The organism is Desulfatibacillum alkenivorans DSM 16219, from assembly GCF_900142135.1.
GTDB lineage: Bacteria > Desulfobacterota > Desulfobacteria > Desulfobacterales > Desulfatibacillaceae > Desulfatibacillum > Desulfatibacillum alkenivorans.
Genome location: NZ_FQZU01000014.1, coordinates 1 through 23,138, shown reverse-complemented (window position 1 = coordinate 23,138; position 23,138 = coordinate 1). Strand labels below are relative to the sequence as shown.

Sequence of the window (23,138 nt, the reverse complement as noted above, 5' to 3'; positions counted from 1 at the left end):
CGCAGCGCCCGCTTTTATTTGCGCACCTTACTTATTCGCCCGTTTCCCGATCCAGGAAGGCCCGATACTCGCACATGCCGGAAAGGGCTTTGACCGCCCGCTCCGGAGTTTCAAAAAATACGTCTTCGTACTGGCAGCCGGGAACCTTAATCACCGTGCCGCTGTCCTCCGACCTGCCCATGCGGACGCCGATAAACGGTTTATGGGTTTCGTCCATAAGCTTGGCGAGATGAGCAAAAAAATCGTCCTCCATGTTGCTCAGCAAGTCGTGCATGGCGTCCAATTGTTTTCTGTCAGCGTTGGGATCTGTTTTTAGGGCGCTGTCTATCCACCGCTTCAGGGCGAGTTTTCTTCCGACAATACCTAAAACCAAAACCGCATCGCAGCCGTCCCAACGAGCCAGTTCCTGGGCTACGTCAAAAAACAACTGGGGATTGTTTTCCCCCACCAGGTCGATAGGGTTGGCCCGGCTCCAATAAGGCGGCAGGATTTTATCTATGGTCTTGACCAGATCGTCCGGCAACGGCGGAACGTCCAGATTCCACCGGTTGCAGAGGTCGGCGGTAACGACTCCCCAGCCGCCGCCCAAGGTCATGATGGCCGTGCGCTTGCCTTTAGGCAACGGAAGCGCAGAAAAGACGGCGGAAAGATCCAGCAAGTCCATGGGTTTTTCCACAGAGACCACGCCAGCCTGCTTGCATGCGGCGTCGAAAACCTTGACATTGGACGCCATAGCTCCTGTATGGCTGGCGGCGGCCTTGCCGCCCGCCTCTGTGCGGCCTCCTTTAAGGACGATCACCGGCTTGATTTTGCCCAAACGCCGGGCGCTTTCGTAAAACCTTCTGCCGTTCTTTACGCTTTCCAGATAAAGCACCACGGTCCTGGTGAGTTCGTCCACCTCAAAGGCTTCCATGCTGTCTTCAATGGAAATCATGGCTTCGTTGCCCGACCCGCAAAAGGCCCGCAGGCCGATGCCCTGCTCCAAGGCGAAAGCCATCAACTGCCCGCCCATGTTGCCGGACTGGGAAACGAACGCCGTGGCGCCCGGTTCGGGCCGAATGTGCGTACCCGTGCAATAAAAGGTGTTATGAGGGTTGTTCAGGCCCATGGTATTGGGGCCGAGAATGATGATGTCGTGTTCTCGCGCCTTGGCGACCAGCTCTTTTTCAAGGACCTTGCCTTCCGGTCCGGTTTCCCCAAACCCGGATGTGATCAACAAAGCATACCGGATGCCCTTGGCCTGAAACTCGGGAAAAAGCCCCATTACATGGGCGGCCGGAATGGTGATGCAGGCCATGTCCACAGGCCCGGGGATTTCCGACACGCTTTTGTATACCTTTCTTCCCAGAATTTCCCCGCCTTTGGAATTAACCAAATGCAGATCCCCTGGAAAGTCGCCGCCCAAAATACACGTGGCGATGGAAAAGCCCCATTTGCCGACAGTGCCGGAGGCGCCCACCAACGCTACGGATTTAGGGGTGAAAAACCGGGCCACGTCCTTGGGAGCAATGGCGGGAGGATGGGTGACTTCCTTCTGCTCTTCTCGCAACACCACCAAGGCGTCCACAGCCGTAACCGCCCCGTCCGGCCCTATCTTAAGCGGGTTAATGTCCACCTCAGCCACCTGGGGATTGTCCTGCACCAATCGGGACAAACCGGCCAAAGCGTTTAAAATCGCCTGCTTGTCGGCCGCCGCCTGCCCGCGAAAATCCCCCAGCAGCTTTTTGGCCTGGATTTCATCAGGCATGGTCTCCAGGTCCTTCTCCGAACAGGGCGCCAAACGGAAAACCACGTCGGAAAGAGCCTCGGTAAAGACGCCTCCAAGCCCGAACATGATCACCGGGCCGAAGACGGGGTCCGTAAACAGCCCGGCCACGAACTCCCTGTCCCCCCGAACAAGAGGCTGAACCAGAAACCCCTCCAGCGCATCGCCGGCCTTGCCCTTCATCCCCTTGGCCGAAGCAATAACCGAATTTTTATCAGTCAGGCCGACAGCCACCAGCCCCATTTCCGACTTATGGGCAAGGCTTTCGCCCAGCCCTTTGAGAACCACGGGAAATCCGGTCTCCTCAGCAAGCTCCGCCGCCTTTTCGGGCGAATCTGCAATTTTCTCCTCAACCACGGGAACGCCGTACTCGGCGAGCAAGGCTTTGGACTCCGATTCCGTTAAGGCTTTTCTGCCGGCGGATAGAACTTTTTGTATAATCGGGTGCTGATTCACAATTTCCTCCTGATGAATTGCGCAAAAAGGGAATGCGCTAAAATAATTTCAAGGCCTAAAAATTTTTCGCCCGCCCTGAAGGATCATCCCGGCGGGCCGTGCGTTGTCGCGCGTTTACGCTTCTTTTTCCAACTTCAAAGCAGTCTCATGATAAGCAGTCTCTACGGCAAGGAGCTTTTCCAGATCCTTGCGAATGTCCGTGACATCCGCCGCGTCCTTTTCAGACGCCTCTTTGCAGGTCATGGCCAAATCCGTCCAGGCCTGGGCGGCGTCTCCCATAAGCTGGGGCAGCCCCAGGTCGTTAATTTCCGGCAAATAGGACGCGGACTCATCCAGGAAGTCCCTGTACATCAGCCGGAACCCCCCTCCTCCGGTGCCGCGCTTCTCAAACACCTGATAGGCGAACCGGAACGCCCATTGCCAGTCGTCAAATCCGGCCCAAAGATCCAGTTCATTCAAAAAAGTTCGCAATCCCTCCATACCTTGCATCTTCCATGCCGGATCCATCAGCACGCGGCTGTTAAAAACAATGGCTTCCCGCACGGTTCGGCCCATGTCTTCCGGAGCCGCAAGAGTTTTAGGCGCCATGCAGTTTCCCTTGATGTCAAAAAATACGTCCTTGCAAAACCGGGCCTTGGCCATGTCGCTGTATGCCACCTCTATCAAATCCGGCCGCTCCGTATCAGTCACCAGAAACGCCTGCTTGTGGGGATCGTACCCCCAAACGGTGATCACGTGCCCGGGAAAGTGTGTGCCGGACTGGTAATAAGGCAAATAAAAGATGTCCGTCTGAACAATGACCGGCAGACCGGAATCGAGTTTGGCGATCAGGTCGTCATGGCTTTCTTCGGGGGTTTTAAACTTGTCCCAGGGCAGGGGCTGGCCGATGCGAATAAAAAACTGCTCTTCGATGTCCGCAGAACGCACATGCACCATGCGGGACGGGCTTTTGCTTTTAATGTACCAAACGCCGAGGCCGGCACCTAATCCAAAGCACATGGCCTCGGACCAGCCTAATCCGTGAAATGCAGCGAGGTTGCGCAAGCCGCTGCTGGCGCAATGCCTGCCAGGGACATTTAAAGGTTGGATCAACACGAAGAACCCTCCTTATATGGAAATGAAATCAAGGCGAAGACAGGAACGATGGATTTCGTTCGATACCGTACGATATCAAAAATAACTTGCTTTGGGCAAGCGAAATATTCCAAGCAGGAAAACCGGCGGCCCAACCGGACAGGATCGCCCCAGGCCTTATTTGCTTAAAACTCCCCCTTAAATAAAGCCTCCACCGGAAAACGCCTTGCAGCGGCCGCCGGATTCTCATTTAAATCCATCTTCATAAGTATAACTATTTAGACTGAAGAACACCAGTATGATAAAATGTTTTTAACCATTAAATTTATATCGGCGAGTCGCTTTTTGTCCTGATCCGAACAGCGCAATCCCATCTTCTCTTCCGGCGACAAGCCCAAGCGCCAATCATCGGAAATTCTGAATTGTCATGCAGCCGGAGTTGAAAGCCTGCAAATCCGTTTTTTGCGGAGTCAGGCGCCTCCAAGTAGGACGTTCTTATGTTGAAAAAGATCCTATTGGCCGCCCTTTTGATGCTCTTATGGATCCCCGCCCCTGTTTTCTCTGCAGACAACGAGAAAACCGGCCGGGGCGCTCTCGCCCTAACCGACGAGGAACAGGCCTGGCTGAACGCCCACCCCGTCATCAGGGTCTCGAATGAACTGGATTACGCGCCCTTTGATTTTGTGGAATACGGAAAGCCGCGCGGCTTCTCGGTGGATTATTTTAATCTGGTCGCGGAACGCGCCGGGTTTAAGGTGGAGTACATCCAGGATTTCTGGGACGTCCTTCTTAAAATGTGCGCGCTGGAGAGTATAAGGGAGGGACGGGGCGGGCATTTTGACCCGGATATGGTGGACGCATTTATGGAAATCGCAGACCGGTTTATGGAAGTCGCTCTGGAATTCGCCGATTTTGACGAGGAGCGTCAGGCTCTTTTAGCGGACGCCTGAGCCTCCGCCCTGATTTTTATCCGGAAAGTATTACGCCCCCGGCGCGGAAATGCGTCCGGGGGCGTTTTGGGCTGCAATAACGGGTTGGTTGCTATTTTATAGGCAAAAGGCTACTTTACTCCCACCGCCTGAATGAAACAATCCAGATCATTATCCTTGGAGGCATATTCCTGAATCAACTCTTCAATGGCCTCATACGGACTCGAAGAGACGGCGGGAAACACCAGGGTGGATATGGCGTCCCGCTTGCGGCTGGTTAGGGGGCCGCCTTCATAGGCGAAACTGTTTCCATCGGCGTCCCGAGTAATTCCCACGCACACGATGTCCTGGTTGGAGCTTATAAAGGCTATGCCGGCAAATCCGCTGGGCAACTCTTCAATGGAGCTGAGATCGACGACCGTGCTGCCTCCTGCCGGAATGGTTTCCCCCCAAAACACCGCCACGGATCCATCCTGCTTACGAATTGTTATATCGACATCTGCCTCCGAACCGCTTGAATTTCTGATGTAAATCAGCGTAGTTTCCCCCATGAATGCGTTAAAAACCCCTGGAAAACACACCAGTTTGGAGGCATCCGACTCCGGGACGCCCTGAAAGGCAAAGGCGTCGTCGCCGTCGTTATTAGTGCTTTTTACCGTTACGGCGATGGGTTGGTCGCTGCTGGTGACTACGGCCTGGGCCGCGCCCAGGGGCGCCGAGTAGGAAGAGGTTACAAAACCCTGGTTACCCGAAAGGCCGTAATTGCTTGTCCCTAACGACGTCCCGTCCTCCCCGTAATAGTTTACCGTTACGCCGGTCGAATCCGAACCCAAATTCTGAACGTAAAAATTGGAGGTAAATCCGTTTGTATCGTGGGGAATGGCCGGAATGGCGACTTCCTGAGCCTCCGTGGCGAAACCGCCTACCGCCGCGTTCCCTTCCCCGGCGAACTGATTGGTTACGGCGATGGGCTGGCCTCCGCTGTCCAAGGCGGCGGATCCGAAAAAATTTTCCGGAGCATGCAACTGCAAGGTCTCGTAAGGCCCTAAAGAAGCCGTAAAGGTAATACTGTCAGCCCCGGAAAGGGGAATGAAATACGCCAGCAACTCAGCGGTGGGCGACATGGTATTAGTCACTCTGAGCGTATTGGTGTCGCTGTCCGCGTAGGTCATGACCGGGGTCACGCCTACAACGCCTGCCGAGGACGGGGCAATTCCGCGATAGGCTTCTCCGGTAAAGGGATCGATGTATGTTGCGAAAAAGCCGGGGGGAACATCCAAAAAAGCGCTGGAAGCCCCGTCGGGAACATACAGCGCCGTGCCCTGCCCCGGCAGCAATTCATGGGTGCTTTCAATAGGCTGTGAATACTGATCCAGATAAAACCTTGCGTCAAAGAATGTTCCGGACAGCGCCTTGGCATCATCCGGCTCGGTGGCGTTGAAGACGTAGATAGTTCCGGCATAGGCGGAGCCGTTACATAGCAATAGCGCCGCGGCGATAACCAAAGCAAACCTTGGGATAAGCCTCACTCTCATGAGTTGCTCCTTTTGTTTCCGCTCAGGGTTGTTAATGGCGTTCAATTTAAATCAGGATAAGTGCTTTATATTATACATAAATTTTTGGCGTAATCAAGGTTTAAACAGACCTGTTTAAACAGACCTGAACGATACGTTGCCCAAACGATAAGTTTTAACCAAGGCATCATGATTGCTTTTTGCCGTTCCATGAAACTCCAAACGCCCCCGGCGCGGAAATGCGTCCGGGGCGTTTCCCTGCTAGAAGCATAGTATGGAGGACCTTTGCAGGGTAGCGGCCGGCTGAAAGGGCGCTCTGCCTATCAAGGGATTCACAGCATAGCGAAATTTGCCTGTAATAAACTGAAATTTGAGCGGATGCCCCCAAGGCTAAAGGCAAAAAAACCTTTTCATAAAACCATGAACTATGAGACCATGTACTTAAGAGGATGTGACCTGATTATTTGCAGCAAACCAAGCTCGCCTGTGCGGAGGTAATACGAATGTCTTATGGTTTGAATGTGATCATCCTGGACGATGACCCGGACGTGTGTATGACTCTCAAGGAGATTGTGGAAAGTTTTTACACATGGGGGGAAGTGCACCCGTTTACGGATCCGGATGAAGCCACGGACTTTTGCAGGAGTGAAGAAGCAGGAGTGGCCATATTTATTCTGGATGTATATTTAGGGGACCGCATGGGATTTGTTTTTCTGGACGCCATTACGGACAAATTCCCAGCGGCCTATGAAGACACCATTGTCATTTCCGGCGAAGCCAGCAAGGAAGTGGTGGACGTATGCGTGGCCTCGGAAATCACCTATTTACTGGAAAAGCCGGTTCGCCCCTACGCCCTCCAAATGGCTGTCAGAGCCATCGTGGCCAAGTACATCAAATTCGCGAAGAAAATCCTGGACGATCCGATTTTGGCGGCGGCCATCGGCAAGATGTAGCCGGGCCGCCAACCGGATTATGGAGTAATGGCGAAGGCCCCCAGGCCGTCGAATGGATTGATGGGCGGGGACGTCGGCCTGGTTGGTTCGGCGAACAGCTTGGCCAGATCCTTGTCGATGACGTACATGCATATCTCCCTGGCGCCCTGGTCCGTATACCCGTATTTTTTCTGCAGGTTGGCCATGAGAAAGCTGACTTCCTCCCGAATTCTCCGGTCGTAAGTCTTGAAGGCGTCTGTATTGAAATCCTTGATGGCGTTTCGAAAGTTTTCGTTTTCCTGGAACGGATCCATCACCTTTTCCTTCAGGTTGTGAACGTAACGCTCCATCAACTTGTTGTAAACCGCCGTTTCCGTAATGGGCTTCTTTTCCAGGCCCATTTCCTGGGTCAGGGTCTTGGAAGCGTATTCCCGCTGGATTTCCTCCCGGAACATGAGTTGCGCCTGTCCAGGGACTCCCGCGCCCATGAAACGCTGTTCCATGGAGCTCAGATAACTTTCGGTGATTTCCAGTTTCTCGCCGGTGTACACGCATTTTTCCTCCCTGCCGATTTCAAAATTAATGGCGAAGAGATAGTTCTGGATGTCGTTGGAAATCCTTTCTTCATTGTAATAGTACAGGGATTCCTTCACTTCCTGGAGAAGCATGTAATTGTAGGAGTCCACCAGGGATTCCATAAAGCCTTCCGGAATGATCACCTCCTGGCCTTTTTGACGTTTTTTGAAAAAGTTCACCAGCATGTCCATGTTGATGAGCTTGCCTTTTTTCGCCACCGCCGTATAAAACTCGTTGAAAATATTAATGGAGTCGCGCCCCGAAAAGCCGGCGCGGCCTTCGTTTTCCGACTCGGCCACAACCTTCCGGCGCCGCTTGGCGCTAAAAGCCTGCCTGTCCCGCTCCGAAAGCCAGGCCGGGATGACGCCGGTGTAGATGTCCATTTTCAGCAGCAGCAGGTTCCGGTCGCAGTATCTCCTGTATCTGTAGGGATCGCCGATCCACTCCAAAAGGGGTTCGGAGCTGGTTTTCAGCCTGGTGGAGATGATGACCTTGGCGAAGTTTTCCAAAACCCTGGGCAAAAAACGCTTCTCGATCTGGTCCCCAAAGTTGCTTTTGTAGATCTTCACTTCCGTGTTGTAATCCAGCACGTAGTTGATTTTTATGTACGTGATGCGGTCGGAAAACGAAAGCGCCTGATCCACCTGATTGTGATCCTCGGGATTCATGAGGGCCAGGAACAGGGAATGCACGTCTTCCTCCACGTCTTCCAGTTTATGCACTCCCTCGCTGATGATGCCGTGGAGAGCGTTGAACCGGTATTTGTTGGCGTCCTTTATGTCCATGAGCGCGTATATGCCGTTGTTGGTCTTGGCGTACCGGGAATACACGTACCGGACCTGGTTGCTGCTCCGCAACAGGCTGTCCAGCTGCTGCTGCAGCACGGGGTTGCTTAGCAGGTTGCTTTTGGGAATCATGTCCGCCGGGTTGAAAACGCTCACGCCTTCCCCAAGCCTTCGATTAAACTGATAGGGCCTGGCGTAAATCATTTTAAAAACCTTGGAAGGCGCCCCCAGCACGTCCAGCAGCGACCGGAACAAAGACGCGCAAATGGTGCACGGCTTATCCCGGTATATCCATTGGTACTGCTTTTGATACAGGATCTTCTTTTTTAAAACCGGATCGTCGATCAACTCATCTATCAATTCCCTGCGGTAGGCTTTGGGAATTTGCATGATGGGATGATCGTGGTTAGGGCAATGCACCTGGAGGTAATTCTTGTTGCTTAAAGCCGCCAGGTCCGCCCCTTTCATGGGCGTTACGCCCCGCACGCCCGGGGTTTCCACCAGGTTTTTCAACTGCTTTAAAATGGCGGCCGCTTCTATATCTCCGGCGCCCAGCTCGTTTTTATCGATGCGCCAGATGGTTTCGTAGGAAACCCCCTGGGGAGTTTTGGTGTACTGCTCGAATTTCATGAGCAGATTGTTTAAAAAGGTGCTCTTTCCGCTGCCGTGAGGGCCTTCAAAGATATAAATGCGATTTTGCGGAATGCCCCGCCGAAACGTGGTCACATGCTGTATAAAGCGGTTGGCAAACAAGCGATCCGCAAAAAATGGGTTGTCGCTGCCTTCCACAAACAGGCGGTGCGTATCGTAATACACGAAGTTGATGGTCTCGGGGTCTCCAAGATACTCATCGCTGCCGGGCCCCACGTAGGAATGAATCATATCGTGGAAGACCTGGAGAATGTTGCGAAACACCCGGTCCGGCTCGCTGGCGGCGATTTGAAGAAACTCCTCCAAAGGGATGGGAGCGCCGTGCTCCTTCTCCCGAATCTTGGCGCACAACCCCTCCAGGATGTCCTTGGATTTTTGCTCGTAGGGATTTTCGTTCATAACACAACCTTTGAGAGCTTTCTGTCTTCCATAGTATAAACCACGCGCCGGTAACTGGGCTCCCGCGAGGACCCGGGGAACGGGTCCGTGGCGAAAGCCGCATAAAAGGCCGCCAGGCCGGTTGGTTCAGGCGCAGGCATGATCAACTCGGTGGTTTCCAGCTTGACCGGTCCTCCCCAAAGAAACTCTATGCCCATCATGGTGTTTGCGATGAACTCCTTGACCAGGGGCTTGCCTTCAAAGCGATGGGTCAAATACAGGTGCTCGTCGTTGGTCTCCTCCTCCACAATGTCGATGCTGGGAGGATGGTACAGGGAGTCCAGAAGCATTTGCTTATAGTCTTCAGCCTTACGGCTTTTGATGTAGTACTCCCACACCTTCTTGCGGGGGTTCAGCCTGCGGCCCGCCACAAAAAGTTTGTGTTTGTCCACAAACTCCTGGTCCACAAAGGTATTGATAAAAGTGAAATCCGAAAAATTTTCGCGCACCTTGAAGACCCAGCCCCCGCCCGAAGCGTCCTCCCTGGAGAATTTCTTTCTCAGGTTCGCGTCCAGCAGTTTTTGAAAGTCGTAGGATATCCTGCCGCCCCTCCCCAAGTCCTCCACGTGCTCAAACAAACGCATGCCGATTGCGTAGGGGTTCAGGCCCACAAAGGGCAAGGCCGTCACAAAGGCGTTCACCCTGGCGAAGCCCACTTCGTTGCCGCTGATTCTGTCGTCCTGCAAAAAGAGCTTTTCGTGCCAGTAGCTGGACCAGCCTTCGTTGATGGTCTTGGTGCGGATTTGCGGGGCGAAAAACAAAGCCGTCTTCCGGACGATTTCCACCACGGGCTTCATCCAGCGATTTTGATCCTTGGCCAAAAAAGGCGAATTTTCCAGGATATAGGACATAAGGTCCTTTGGACGGGAGTGGCGCCTGTTCTTGAATTTACTGTACAAGGCCTCGAATTCCGGATAGGCGGCCGCCACTTCCGCAAAAAACACAGGATCCGGGGCGTCGGGAAAATCCCTGCAAGCCTGGTTGTAGCGTTCAATCTCCTTAAGATACTCCCCCGCCCGAACCTTTTTTTCCTTTTGCAAAAACACGTCAAAATAATAATCCAGCCGGGAAAGGATCGGCGTTTCATGCCTGTTGAGGCTGGAAAGCTCGGAATACAGGCCGACCAGGTTGTCTATCCCCCGGGAAAACTCAATCACATAATCCACCCAGCGTCCTTTTTCGGACCGCAGCTTGGCGATGTAGCGTTTGTCCGACAAAGCCTGGCCCTCGAAATCCTCGTGCCAGGTATGGGCGAACAAGTGGTTGTTCCGAAAAAAGTCTATGTGGCCCAGGACATGGTAAAAAATCATGACGTTGAGCCAGTCCGGGTTGTTATCGTTATAAAAGGATATGGCCGGCCGGGTGTTGATGACCGTTTCGTACGGGTTGTTGGGGTACAGTTCGTACCGGCTGCGCTCCTTGATGACCTCCACGTCCTGCACCCAATAGTCGTACAGGGTGGGGATCATGTTTTTGGGCCCCAGGTCCACAAGGTCCCGGTTGGTCACGATGTACTCCAGAGTGTCGCCGCCGAACTCCAGGCCCGCGTCCCGAGCCCGCTCCTTGCAGCCTTCCATGATTCGCTTTGTATGCTGATCGATGAGTTCCATTACGCCATGAGCCTCCGAATGCCTTCGATCAGGCGGTCTTCATCCGCGTTTTCCGAAAATGAGTCCAGGCTGAGCCGGGCGTTTTGGTCATGAAGCAGACCGGAGTTGCGGATGTAACGCTCCACCACGGTCTTGCTTTGGCCGCCGGAATAGCGTTCGGCGATGGATACGCCCACCCGGCTGGAGTAAAGCAGCATTTTTTTGAGTTCGGGCAGGGTTTCCCGTCCGTCGGAATCCCAGTCGTCGCCGTCGGTGCCGTGAAAAACGTAAATGTTGTAATCCCGTTCCAGGCTTTCCTTTTCCACGATTTCATTCACCAACTGGTACGCGGACTTGACCCGGGTTCCGCCGGCCACGGTGGAGCTGTAATAGGTGTGGAAGTCGTCCACTTCCTTGGCCTCCGTGTCATGGAGGATAAACCGGGTTTCCACCTGCCTGTCGTATTGGTACAAGAGCCAGCTGTAAATGAGCACATGCTGCGAAACCACGGCCTCGGTGGGCTTGCCGCTCATGGACCCGGAGTAGTCCCGCACGAAAAAAACCATGGCCTGGGACTCGAAATCCTTTTCCCGGGAGACGATCCGGAACACCCGGTCTTTGGGCCCCATGATGAGCTCCGAGGCGTCGATATCCCCGTCGGCGTCAATTCTGCCCAGGGCGATGTTGGTTTTGACGATCTGCCGGAAGGTGGCTTTTTTGTCCAGCACCTGCCCGGATCCCACGTGCCTGTCCGTCAGGTCGTAGGTGTATTTGGTGAGGGAGCGCTTCTTTCCCTTGTCCTTCAGGTTGGGAAGCTGGAATTTTTCCGTAAGAATCCTGCCAAGATCATAGGCCGAGGATTCGATCTCATGTCCGCCGCTGTCTCCCTCGCCCGAAGCGCCCTGCCCGGACCCGGAGGTCTGATGCACGGGCTGCTCGCCGATCACCTCGCCTTCCTGGCCTTCGCCGGAACCGCCTGTGCTCTGCTCCTCCTGCTCGTCCTGAGGGCGCGTGTCGTGCATGAATTTTTCTTCCACCGTGGTGGGAACCAGAATCACCTTGTCCTTGCCGCCCCGGGCCGGCTTCATAAACCTGCCGATGCGGATTTTGCGGGGAAAGCCGTCCTTTTCCCGCTGTGCGTCCCGCTCCAGCAGCTCATCCACCGAGCTCAGGGTGTGCACGTAGGTGACGCCGGGGCCGGGCCCTTTGGACGGGCCTCCGGGAGGCGCCGCCATGTCTGAGCCCAAGCTCAATTTTTTATTATCAGGGTCCTTTGCCACGTCCTTGTCCTCGCATGGGCCTGCTTAGGTTTCGTCGCTTTGGGTGCAGAAATATTCTATGGTCTTGTGGGCGCACGTCCTGCAATAACCCAGTTTGTTCAGCATGGTGTCGATCATGCGGTCATAGAGCTTCTGGTTTTCCTCGTTGGTCCGGTTGGCCAGAGCGCCGATGAGGCTGCCCGTGCCTGCGATGTCGGATTTCAGCCGGACGTCCGTCACGGCCTTGACAAGCTCTATGTTGTCCATGAAGTCGTATTCCTTGTTCAGGGACATTTTCTGGCCGTAAATCTTACGGATGGAGGTGCGGAAGCTTTCCCGCTGCTCCCGGGTTTTCAGGCCCAGGCGCTCCTCCACGCTCTGGACGTAGCGCTCGTCGATTTTCAACGCCTTCAGCTCGCCGCTCTGGGGGTCCTTGTACTTCCACATCTGGTCCGGCCCCAGGTTTTCGGCGTCAATGCCGATGATCATGTTCACGTAATTCATGACGTCCTTGCGGATGGCCTGGGGCTCGTCCATATAGGCGTTGAACATTTCGGTCATGACCCGTTCGCGATACAGGCCCCGGGCTGTCTTGATGTCCGAGAAATACTTGGCCCGATCGTTGGCTTCGGTCACATAATCCAGCACCACCCTTTCCAGGGCCTTGAACACGTCCTCGGCGAACATGCAACGGCCTTCGTTGGTCTCGGAGGTTTCCATCTGAGCCTGCAGGGCGCGGCCCAGGGCGCGCTGGCCCAGGCCCCTCTGGCCGAACCGGCGTGTGATGTCCGGCTCGTGGTTCAGGGAGTCCTTGACCTCGGCCAGGGTCTTGATGCTCTTTTCCCCGGCGATCTCTCCGGCGGCCAGCTTCATCATTTCGATGCTGGTCAGCTTTTCGTTTTTCGGCAGGCGCGTCAAAACCACGGCGACGGAAGCCGCATAGTTCATGTTGGGGTCCTGATGCAGCTCTTCGCTTGTGATGGTGGTTTTGGATTCGGCGCCGATGGCGTAATCCGTCAACTGGTTTTGCAGCCTGTAGTCCGTGTTATGGGCCACGTAGCAAATGCGGCAGCGGTCCACGATGGGCGCTTCTTCCTTTTCCGCCAAAAAGCGGTTGAACTCGGCGTTGTTGCTGGTTGCTATGATCAAGGTGTCAATGGGCCAACGAAAACCGTCAATTTCTATGTTACGATTCTGGATGACGCCTAAATAAATCTGGACCAGATCCTTTTTGTTTTTGAAAATTTCGTCGGAAAAATGAATGCCTCCGCCAGCCACGCGGGACAAGGCCCCTCTGCGCAAGTCAAAGCGATAGGGGTTGTTGGGGTCCGCAATGTGGAGCAGGCGGCTGATGGACTCTTCGCCCAGCAGGTCCACGGCGGAAGATGTGATTTTGTCCTTGGCCGAATATTTGCCGGTAATGGTGCCCAGGCTTTCGCTCAAAGGCACGGGCGCCACCTGAAAAAAGGAAAGCATTTTATCGATATCGCCGTCCGTGTGCATTCGGATGTCGTTGAGCATAAAATCGCTGCAAGCGCCCAAAGGCCGATAATTCTCGAACAACTTGTCGATATCCTTGGCCTTCATTTTGCCGCGCTTGGCCAGGATTTCCTTGCTCTGCTCCTGAGTCTCGCCCAGGTTCATCCACAGGACCATGGGGTCTTCAAAGGTTTGGGACTGGAAGGTGTTCAGCTTGCCGTAAGTCCCCAACCGGTCCATGCCCGTAAAGTTAAAGGTGAAGCGCCTGTTGGCGGGCTGGGCTAAGAACTCGCGGTATCGGGCGCACAGGTAGTCCACGAAAAAGGTTTTGCCGTTGCCCGGCTCGCCCACGAGGACAAAGGCCATTTCGCGGGAAGACCCGCCCTCCGCGGCGTCTTTCACGCAGGACACAAAGCTGTTGATTTCTTCAAACATGCCTACAACATGCCTTGCACCCTGCCGAAACAGTTTGAAATCATAAGTATTCCTGCCATGAACAACGACCTTTTCAATAGCTGACTCATCCTCCAGGATCATCCTGGCCACAGCCTGAAAAGCGTTTTCAAAGCGCAGTTTGCCGGTTTTCACCAGCTTGAGGTGGTCGTCCAGGGAGTTGTTCCGGTTGCCGTTCATGGTCGCCTCCGGGGTCTTAAAAATTAAAATTATTGCAGGCTTTAGCCCGGTAAACTGTCTGTTTTAAGGTCAGGCCGGCGCTTTCACGCCGTATTGCGGTGGAACTCGGCGCCAAGGCCTTGGCTGGAAAACCAAGCCTCTCTTTGGCGCCGCAAAGCAGAAGAGTTAGCCTTATTGAGAGCAATTCCTGTGCCAAAAACCTATTTGCGCATAGAAAGCCCGTATTTGCGGGAATTGAAAGAGTATTTTAGGCTGCTATCGTCTCAATGGAAGGCGCAGCCCCCACAAAATAGGAAGATTGACAAAATCATGACGATTTTTAGAAGAGAAAACGTCAAGAATGGAAATGAAAGGCCGGGGAAATAAAATACAGAAAAAGAAGTAACGTCAAAATTTCAAATAAACTACGCAGTAATTACTCGGTTACGCCCGTTGTCTTTAGCGCAATACAAGGCCAGGTCCGCCCTTCCAAACAAGGACGCTGCGTCGTCGGAAGGGGAAAGCTCGGCAACGCCCAGGCTGATGGTCTTTATTATGTGGCCGCCGCCCTCGATGGTAAAGCGATGGGCGCAGAAGGCCTTTCTCAGCCTTTCCGCCACCTGGACAGCTTTTTTAAGATCGATCAGCGGCAGGATGATGGCGAACTCCTCGCCGCCGTAGCGGCATGGAATGTCTCTGGTGCGGACGTTGGCAGCAATGATTTCGCCCAACTGGTGTAAAATCCTGTCCCCCGCGGCGTGGCCGTGTTCGTCATTAAGCTGCTTAAAATGGTCGATGTCCAGGATGATCAGGGATAGCGGCTGGCCCACGCTCTTGCAGGTTTCAATTTCGGAGGAGATTTTCCCGGTGAACCATCTTTTGTTGTATAGGCCGGTCAATTCGTCGCGGATGGACAATTCCATGAGCCGCTTTTCCTGAGTCTGGAGGATTTTTTTGTCCTTTTGCAGGGCGCTGATGCGGTCCCCCAGGGCCAGGGAAAGCAAAATCGCCTCCATGGTGCATGTTATGGCGACGGAGTTGCTGGTAAAAAAATTGTTGGGCAGCAGGCCAAGCCCCTGCAGGCTAATTGTACAACTGCCCAAACAAACGACCAGCCAACCGGCCACGTAATATCTGGCCGGCGTGTAGCCTTGCAGCAGCCTGCGGACTCCCGTGATAACAGCCAGCCATACGCTCGAAGCTCCGGCTATATGAACCAGCGTATTGGACAATTGGGGGCGCCCCGCGACTATGGCGAACAGCGCGGTCAGGCAAAAAATAAAGTATAAGGTGATCAAACGGTGCAAAATCGGGGTGTGTTTTTTGGTTTGTAAAAAAGATTGGGTGAAAACGGCGCCAAAACAAAAAACAAATGACGCCGCCTGCAGGGGGTATGCGGCAAGCCTTGGAGCGTCAAAAACGATGGGCAGGCCGCTATACATGATCACATATATTAGAATGGACGCCAAATAGCATACATAAGAAAAGTACACCTTGTCCTTCAGCTGCAAGGCTATAAACAGGTTGTACAAGGCCAGCGACAAAAGCATTCCAAAGATGGTGAAAAAGAAAGCGATTTCCTTTCTCGCCCTTTTTAAAAAATGCTCTCTCCCCTCGACAAAAGGAACAAAGCTTAAAGCGGCGTGGTATTCCTTGCCGGAAGGATTGATGCGCAAATAAAAATATTCACTCCCTGGCGCGTCTTGCAAAATGAGGAATACGGGATATCGATATTTAAATTCCCTCTCCCCCCCTTGGGGGTGCAAAAGGCTGACTGATCGCCGAATCCAATGGGAATCAACGCCCGGACCCTTTTGAGGGACGTACAGGTCGGCGTATGGAAGAGGCCTGTCAATAGCCAAAACAAGCGGCTCTCCCCATGGGTTGTCCAGCTTAAACCGCAGCCACAGGACCTTGCTGGTAAGGCCGAGTGTATAGGAATCGTCCTTATGCGGCTGAAACAATTCCTGATATGTTTTCTGCAGGATGTCTTCCAGGGAGACTTCTTCGGAAGAGGCCGTCAAATACTCCGTATATTTCCCAATAGGCGAATATTGGCCGTCTTCCCTGACGATGCTCTCCGCAGCGCCCGCGGCGGAGGGCGTTAGGACCCAAAACAGGAAAAGGATCCAGAAGTATTTTTTTTTGGATTCGCTCAAAATACAATTCAACGGGGCTGTATGGTAATAATCAAGGCCGCAGGAACTATATGAAAAATAGGGGCAAGTTTCAACAAAAAGCTGAGAATCGGCTTGAATAATAAGGTTTTAAATGTTTGAGGCCGGCCCCATTACATTAAATGCCGTTTAGCCAATGAAGCACATGATTATTTTTCCGGCGCTGAAATGACTTTATTCCGGCCGCTGTTTTTAGCCCGATACAGGGCCTGGTCCGCTTTTTCAAACAAGGACGCCGCATCATCGGTGGGGGAAAGCTCGGCCGCGCCCAGGCTGATGGTGGCCTTTATTTTCTCGCCTGAACCGGTTTGAAAAACAAAACGCGAAAAAACGCCGCGGAGCCTCTCGGCTATTTGAGCCGCCTTTTTCAAGTCTATCAAAGGCAAAATGATGGTGAACTCCTCGCCGCCATACCGGCAGGGCACATCCCTGTCCCTGACGTTGACGGAAATGATCTTGCCCAATTGGTTCAGGACAGTATCGCCCATGGCATGGCCGTAAGTATCATTGAGCCTCTTAAAATGGTCGATATCCAGGATGATCAGGGAAAGGGGCTGGTTCACGGCTCGGCAGTTCCCGATTTCCGAGGAGATTTTGGTGGAAAACCAGCGCTTGTTGAAAAGCCCCGTTAACTCGTCCCTGATGGACAACTCCATAAGGCGTTTTTCCTGGACCTTTAGAACTCTCTTCTCTTGCTGCAGTGCGTTGATCCGGTCCCCCAGGGCCAGGGAAAGCAAAACCGTCTCCATGGTGCATGTTATGGCTACCGCATTGGTGGTGGCAAAATTATTGGGCAGCAGGCCGAACCCCTGCAAACTAACCATAAAGCTGCCCAAGGAAATGGTCAGCCAACCGGCCACATAATACCTGGCCGGTACATAGCCCTGCAACAGCCTTCGGACTCCCGTAATAATGGCCAGCCACACGCCTATCGCGCCAACCCCGTGCACCAGCGTGTTCCCCAATTTGGGATGTCCTGTAATCATGGCCGCTAAAACCGCCAGGCACAGGATAAAGCAAGCAGTAAGCAGATGATGCAGAACCGGGCAGTGCTCCTTGGTCTGTAAAAAACTTTTTGCGAAAAGAATGCTGAAGCAAAGCGCGATTGCTACAGCCTGGATGGAAAGCAAATTAAGACGTGGAGCGCCGAACGCGGCCGGCAGGCCGCTGCGCGTGAGCACATATATCAGAATGAAAACAACGTAGCCCACATAGGCGAAATAAACCCTGTCCTTCAATTGGATAGCCAAAAACAGGTTGTAAAAAGCCAGGGACAAAAGCATGCCGCAAACAATAAAGAAGAAAGAAATTTCCCTCCACGTCCTTTTTATGAAATCCTCCCTTTCCTCCACAAAGGGCAGGAAGCTCAGGCTGGAGTTGATCTCTTTTGAAAAAGGCTTAAGGCGCAAATAAAAATACTCATCCCCGGGCGCGTCTTTGGGAATATGGAATGTGGGAAATCGAAAATTTAACGCCGCCTCCCTTTTTCGCTCGCCTGAAAGATAACCGGAATGCTGAACATCATACGCAACTCCCGCCCGGCTTTTTTGCGGGCTGTACAAATCAACGTACGGAAAAGGCCTGTCCACGGCGAAAACAAGCGGCGTCTCCGGCCGGTTGACCAGTTTGAACCGGAGCCATAGTATTTTGCTTGTCAAGCCCAGGGTGAAAGCATCTTTTTTGTGGGGCTGAAACTGATCCTGATACTTCTTCTGAAGGATGTCCTCTATACCCAAATCCTCGGAGGAGGCTAATAAATACTCCGAATGACTTCCGGTAGCAGCATATAGGCGCTTGCCTTCCATGACCACCGGCTCCGCGCCAATGACGAAGCCCGCCATGACCCAAAGCAGAAAAAGGAGAAGAATAGTATTTTGATATAGTCTTTTCACGGTAAAAATTGTTAAGGGCTCCGCGGAAAAAATCCAGGATAGAGGACTATATGAAAACCTGGGGCGAATTTCAATAAAAAGTGTTCGCCCGGGCGAAAGAAAAGGTTATTTCCTGAAAAAAATCAATTGGTAATAAAGATCGCCCAAAAAAATACTGCGGTATGTCAGAGAAGAAGGGCGAACCGGGTCTGAAGATCAATAAACGGATATTCAACTTATAAACAGGCGCCCTTAATGTTTATTTGTCCCACATAAAATCAGTTTAATTGTCCGGAAAGCGTTTTCAACCCTTTGGAAAAGCCCGCCTCCATAGCCTTGGCTATCAGACGGCCCGTATAAGGCGCTTTGGCCTTGAAGGTCATGGTCCACACCACCCGGGAGCCGGTTTTGGTGCGGGAAATCAAAATCGTTCCGGTGTAGTCCTTCAACGGGGAGCCTTTACTGATGACGTACTGGCACAAATACGGCGGCTCCAGCCGGGTGATTGTCTCCTCCAATGTGCTGGGGCCGATTTTCACCTTGCGGACCGACCCCACGCCATTGGGATTTTCCTTGTCCGTAGGGCTGGCCTTAATTCTGGTAAGGACGGCGTCAAGAAAGCGGTTCATCAATTCGGGGGTGCTGAAATGAGGAAAAACCTCTTCAGGCGGGACCGGATACTCCCGGGACAAAAAAACGCGCTGGGCGCCGTACACGGAATCGTGCAGGAGCATTCCCACTTCCAAAGGGGCCAGGGCGTAATGCTTCCAGTTTGCACGGCTCCCCCTTTGCAAAACGTTCCGGCCGGTCTGCATCACCGTAGACGCCTTAATCCTGGCCAGGGAGGAAGGCGAGTCCATACCCTGATGCCCGCCTTCTGCAAGGCGCTGCTCCAAAAACTCTTTAACCTTCGTAAAGGGAACGTGGCAAACCACGCCGTCAAAGGCCAGGTAACGAACCACTCCCTCCTTGTCCAAAACAGCCAGCGCGGGTTTGGCCACGCCTCCGGACTCATAGGGGTTGAACAAGCCCCAGGCCTTGACCATGTTGCAATCCGGATCGGACAATACGTCAAATTTCAGCCCCATTTCTCGCTGCATGGCGGCTGACTGCTCCATGCTGTCCGTCGATACCGCGTATACGGACGCCTCCAAGCTTCCTAAATCCTCGACGCAAACGTTAATCTCGCCTAACCGGGCCACGCAGGCGGGGCACCAATGGCCCCGGCAGAAGCAAAGCACGACATGCTGCTTATCCCCCAGCAGATCCGTAAAACTCATGGCCCTGCCGCTCTGGTTCAAAGCGCGTACAAATGGGGCAGGCCGGCCGACCTGCAATATTTCTCCGCTGTCCATATCACCCTCCCTCGGATAGTTTTCAACAGGCGGACAATTTAATACCAGATTTAAGCCGCTGGAGCAAAGCGCTTTTTTTCAGGATTCATTTTGCCGTATTTGTGAGCAATTTTTTTATCCTTTTTATGGGTACATTTTTTTGAGCAAAAATATTTGACAATATTTAATGCCTGCTTTATGGTTTCTATAAGGACGCTCCCATGGGAGCAGTTCCACAAAAACCAGGAAAGGAGGAAAAACCATGCAAAAAAAGCAAGAACGCCGGAAGTCATTGAAAGGCAAAGCGGAAGAGCGCACTCCGGATTTGCGGCTGATAGCCTTGAGCTACACCCGTTTTGGAGCGGCGTCTTTGGGCGCGTTGATGGGGCGCGGCCGGAGCCGCAGGCATTAGAGGGTTGCAGGGAGCGCGGGGAGGACGGAAAAAGCCGGGTTCTCCCCGAAAAGAACAGGGTTAGAGATCTTTAAGGAGGGGGTTATGATTTTCTATGTAACTTTATGCTGTTTTTCAGGGGTGTTTTTCGCCCTGTTGTGGATCCATTGCTTAGTGGCATGGAGCAAGAGCTATTAAAAAAGCTCCTTTTTTTTGTCCAGCCAGTAATGAGCCTGCTCTTGGGCAAAGACGTTGAGCATGGCGCCGCCTTCCAGAGCTTTGGGGTCGGTTTTGAGTATGTGATCCATAAGCTCTTCAAAGCGGGGCTTGTCGCCGATGGTTACGGAAAGAAAACGGGCTTCGAACAGATCGACCATCAGGTTTTTTCCGTCTGTTACGTCCCTGGCCTCCTGGAACATCTTGGCCGAGTTCTCCGGGCCTGAGCCCACGCCCATGAATTCAGGAATCAAGGCGTAATATACGCCGATGAACATCTGGCAGGCTCCGAACAAATAATCCGGGTCCATTTCCATGGCTCTCCCCACCATGTCCAGGCTTTCGGGGATTTCCAACTGCGCTTGATGGTCATTCCGATTTTGCAGCAGGTAGAGCATTTTCGCCGAAGCCGTCCACATGAGGGCTTCCACGTAGTCGTCGTTCAAATACTGAACCAGTTCCGAAGTCCTTTTTCCGGAATCCATGCCGTCCCTGAATTTTTTATTGGTTCTTAAAGCGCGTTTTCCGCAATCCCTGGCAATGTGGTATAGCTGGGAAGCGAAACGGGGATCTTCGTTTTCCACAAGCATGCCGTAGCAGCAATGCAGATAGGCGGCCTTGCTCTGAATTTCCAGGTCATTGGGGTGCAATTCTGCCAGCGCCGTAACAATGACCATATTGCCGCCGATGCCTTCCCTGGCCAGCCTGATGTTATCCGTATCCATAATTATATCCACCATCATATGGATGGTTGGGCCTGCAAATATTTCGGCGCCCGTGGACACGCCCACCTGGGAGATTTTTTGAATCACCCGGGTGCAGCCGATCATGGAAAGAAGGACCCCTGCAAGGATCAGCAGTTTGGTTTTGGTCAGGACAGCTTTTTTATTATCGATGCCGGGATGCATGAAAACTCCTCGTTGTTGCGTAGAATTAGGCCGAAGGAACCGTTCCCGCCTTTTGGGCCTCTGCGGTTTTCTCCGCCTGGATTTGAAAATCAGCCAGGATGGCTTCCAGGGCCCGGGAGCGAAACTTCTTCGCCTCTTTTGACGTAATGGGGCCCATTCCAAAATAGTCCAGGGCCATTTTCGCCCCAAAACGGACGAAAAAATTGTCGAGAACTTCGGTTGAGGCATAGAGCTGAGTCTTGGCGTTGTCTTTATCCTGGGCGTCGCACATGATTTTGACAAAGGAGCCTTCCCCGTTATTGGCCTGGATCATGACCGAGGAAAAGTCGAATATCAGCTCTTCCATGGAGGAAGGCAAAAGCCAGTCAATGCTCCAGGACGGCAGAACGTACATAGCCATTCCGGAAACGCGGGTGTCCACCAGATTGTCCGAGCGGATGGAAAGCAGCATGGCCTCATCCAGCTTTTCGTAATCCACCAGGATGCGCAGGCCTTTGGTGGAAAACTTCAGGCCGTTGGCCTTGGTGTACAGATCCAGATACAGGTCCACGGGAAGCACTGTCAGATTCTTAAAGCTGAAATCCTCCCGATACTCGGGCTTGCCGAAACCGTCCGTGGGCAGCACCTTTCCGTTGCTGGTGCAAAAGGAAAAAGTCAGAAAGTCCTCATCGGTTTGGGCCTTAACCTCCAAAATCTTGTGCCCGAACTCGTTCAGGAAACGCATGTCCGCACGCAGGGTGCCTTCCAAATTGTCCAGGTGCGCTGCGGTCCAGGGAAAGTCGTCGTTGAGCTTGTTCAAAAACAAGGAGGAGCTAATCGCGGCCTTGGTGAACTCCTTGCCCTCCACGCTCATAATCTCATAGTCCACTTTCAGGTCCGAAAAGTGACCGAAAAACCGGCTGGAGTTTGGGAAAACCTCCGTTAATTGAGCGGCGACGTCCACTTTTTTGCCGCAACCGTCCGAGCGGCCCGCGCAGGCGGAGGCCTCTAACTGCCTGAGATTTTTGGGATCCAAAACCAGCAGCAGATCGTCCAGAAAACGGTTTACGCTTTCGTGGGACAAGCGCCCCGTGTTCGCCTCGGCATTGAAATAGGTGGAAAAGCTGGGCTCGCCCACCGCCGACCTGCCATGCCGTTTGAAAGCCGCATCCGCTGTCATGCCGCCTTTGGAAGCGAGAGAAGGAACTCCGCTGTGCGCTTGGGCCAGGTTGAAAACATAGCCGTCTTTTTCCGGGTAGCCATGAAAGGTGAGGCCTTTATACCCCTTGGGGCCGGAAGTCAGGTAGTGGCTTTCGTATATTTTTTGAAATTGGAACTCTTCCAGGGAGCCGGCGAGAAACCCGTAGCATTCCTGAGTCTGCTCGCTGGAAATCCGATGGTCGTTGAAGTCCTTGAGGACCTTGGCCAGGGTGTATAGGATGTCGGCGCCCTGTTTTTCGCCGCCCAGATTGGATACGGCGTCCTTGATGGTAAAGGCGCTGGTGCAGATAAAAAGAACAAAGGATAAGGCGATGGCGATCCAGGATTTCATGAAGTCCCCCCCAGTGGCATGAATTCTGATTCGGCGCAGACGCCGGTGCGTCTGATAGTAAAAGAAACGGGAACGCCGCGGCTTTTAAGGCGAATAACCTGCACGCATGGAATTGGAATGAAATAAGAAGAAGAGCCGACGACCGGCCTTGTTTCCCCTTGAAAAATCAGCCGGCGTCTTTGTTGTGCGATTTTACATCCAAGGCCTGCAAATGGGCTCCACCCCTGCTTCATTCCCATGAATCAGACTAATTAAGTACCCGGTAGTCCCAAATTTGTCAACAGGCAACAGGGGCTTGGCCAGGGCCAACGCAAGTAAAGAATCCGCGTGTGGCGTTTCGTGTTCAGTGAATTTTATGAAAACACAACCTCTTGTAAATACTCAACGTCCATTGCCGCGTTCAGCCTCTTGGTTTTTATACTTCCTTTAAAGGATTTGTCTTTTTTCAGCAAATTCAAGGCGATATGTCTTAGCGCCGCCAAGTTTTCAGGGGCGTGCCCAGCCCTGATCCGGCTTTCATCCTCCCGGAATGCAATGTCCAGGACCCAATGGACCGAATTTTCTATGCCCCAATGATTGCGAACGGCCTCCCCAAATTTCTTGGCGTCACACCCCAAGCTCGTAATATATAAACGCCTTTCCCTGCTGGCC

At 53.1% G+C, this 23,138-nt stretch carries 16 protein-coding genes; 3 read left to right on the top strand and 13 right to left on the bottom strand.

Going from position 1 to position 23,138, the window contains the following annotated elements:
• Nucleotides 1-31: 31 nt before the first annotated feature.
• The gene (locus tag BUE18_RS12660; protein WP_073476190.1) at nt 32-2,221 is read right to left on the bottom strand and encodes an acetate--CoA ligase family protein; all 2,190 of its coding nucleotides are present in this window, start codon (nt 2,219-2,221) and stop codon (nt 32-34) included.
• Between the two features lie 114 nt (nt 2,222-2,335).
• Nucleotides 2,336-3,316 (bottom strand): BtrH N-terminal domain-containing protein, encoded by a 981-nt coding sequence (locus tag BUE18_RS12655; RefSeq protein ID WP_073476188.1) that lies wholly within the window; start codon nt 3,314-3,316, stop codon nt 2,336-2,338.
• A 476-nt stretch (nt 3,317-3,792) separates the two neighbouring features.
• Here BUE18_RS12655 and BUE18_RS12650 point away from each other — a divergent pair, with 476 nt between their 5' ends.
• Nucleotides 3,793-4,245 (top strand): transporter substrate-binding domain-containing protein, encoded by a 453-nt coding sequence (locus BUE18_RS12650; protein WP_073476187.1) that lies wholly within the window; start codon nt 3,793-3,795, stop codon nt 4,243-4,245.
• A 110-nt stretch (nt 4,246-4,355) separates the two neighbouring features.
• Here BUE18_RS12650 and BUE18_RS12645 read toward each other — a convergent pair whose 3' ends face one another.
• The gene (locus tag BUE18_RS12645) at nt 4,356-5,759 is read right to left on the bottom strand and encodes a hypothetical protein (protein ID WP_073476185.1); all 1,404 of its coding nucleotides are present in this window, start codon (nt 5,757-5,759) and stop codon (nt 4,356-4,358) included.
• A gap of 482 nt (nt 5,760-6,241) precedes the next feature.
• Here BUE18_RS12645 and BUE18_RS12640 point away from each other — a divergent pair, with 482 nt between their 5' ends.
• On the top strand, nt 6,242-6,691 hold the full coding sequence (locus BUE18_RS12640; RefSeq protein WP_073476184.1) for a response regulator: 450 nt from the start codon (nt 6,242-6,244) through the stop codon (nt 6,689-6,691).
• A 17-nt stretch (nt 6,692-6,708) separates the two neighbouring features.
• On the opposite strand, the gene BUE18_RS12635 is transcribed toward BUE18_RS12640, so the two are convergent.
• From BUE18_RS12635 to BUE18_RS12605, 7 genes are all read right to left on the bottom strand, one after another.
• The gene (locus BUE18_RS12635; protein WP_073476182.1) at nt 6,709-9,081 is read right to left on the bottom strand and encodes a serine protein kinase PrkA; all 2,373 of its coding nucleotides are present in this window, start codon (nt 9,079-9,081) and stop codon (nt 6,709-6,711) included.
• Nucleotides 9,078-10,730 carry a SpoVR family protein gene (locus BUE18_RS12630; RefSeq protein ID WP_073476180.1) on the bottom strand — a complete coding sequence of 551 codons (1,653 nt, stop codon included), beginning with the start codon at nt 10,728-10,730 and terminating at the stop codon, nt 9,078-9,080. Before BUE18_RS12630 ends, BUE18_RS12635 begins: the two co-directional genes overlap by 4 nt.
• Nucleotides 10,730-11,989 (bottom strand): DUF444 family protein, encoded by a 1,260-nt coding sequence (locus BUE18_RS12625; RefSeq protein WP_139264723.1) that lies wholly within the window; start codon nt 11,987-11,989, stop codon nt 10,730-10,732. Before BUE18_RS12625 ends, BUE18_RS12630 begins: the two co-directional genes overlap by 1 nt.
• 24 nt (nt 11,990-12,013) lie before the next feature.
• Nucleotides 12,014-14,080, bottom strand: a complete 2,067-nt coding sequence (locus tag BUE18_RS12620; RefSeq protein ID WP_073476178.1) for a serine protein kinase — start codon at nt 14,078-14,080, stop codon at nt 12,014-12,016.
• Between the two features lie 404 nt (nt 14,081-14,484).
• Nucleotides 14,485-16,218: a diguanylate cyclase gene (locus BUE18_RS12615; RefSeq protein WP_073476176.1), complete on the bottom strand. Its 1,734-nt coding sequence runs from the start codon at nt 16,216-16,218 to the stop codon at nt 14,485-14,487.
• Between the two features lie 167 nt (nt 16,219-16,385).
• Nucleotides 16,386-18,128 (bottom strand): sensor domain-containing diguanylate cyclase, encoded by a 1,743-nt coding sequence (locus tag BUE18_RS12610; RefSeq protein ID WP_073476174.1) that lies wholly within the window; start codon nt 18,126-18,128, stop codon nt 16,386-16,388.
• Nucleotides 18,129-18,385: 257 nt separating this feature from the next.
• On the bottom strand, nt 18,386-19,462 hold the full coding sequence (locus BUE18_RS12605) for a redoxin domain-containing protein (RefSeq protein WP_073476172.1): 1,077 nt from the start codon (nt 19,460-19,462) through the stop codon (nt 18,386-18,388).
• Between the two features lie 241 nt (nt 19,463-19,703).
• Here BUE18_RS12605 and BUE18_RS27940 point away from each other — a divergent pair, with 241 nt between their 5' ends.
• Nucleotides 19,704-19,853, top strand: a complete 150-nt coding sequence (locus BUE18_RS27940; RefSeq protein ID WP_170868348.1) for a hypothetical protein — start codon at nt 19,704-19,706, stop codon at nt 19,851-19,853.
• Nucleotides 19,854-20,026: 173 nt separating this feature from the next.
• Here BUE18_RS27940 and BUE18_RS12595 read toward each other — a convergent pair whose 3' ends face one another.
• The 3 genes from BUE18_RS12595 to BUE18_RS28765 all read right to left on the bottom strand — a co-directional run.
• On the bottom strand, nt 20,027-20,956 hold the full coding sequence (locus BUE18_RS12595) for a TRAP transporter TatT component family protein (protein ID WP_073476169.1): 930 nt from the start codon (nt 20,954-20,956) through the stop codon (nt 20,027-20,029).
• A 25-nt stretch (nt 20,957-20,981) separates the two neighbouring features.
• Entirely contained in the window at nt 20,982-22,487 is a 1,506-nt protein-coding gene (locus BUE18_RS27935) for a hypothetical protein (protein ID WP_073476167.1), read from the bottom strand.
• Nucleotides 22,488-22,840: 353 nt separating this feature from the next.
• Nucleotides 22,841-23,138 (bottom strand): ISAs1 family transposase (locus BUE18_RS28765; RefSeq protein WP_139264596.1); only part of this gene is annotated, 298 nt, incomplete at its 5' end.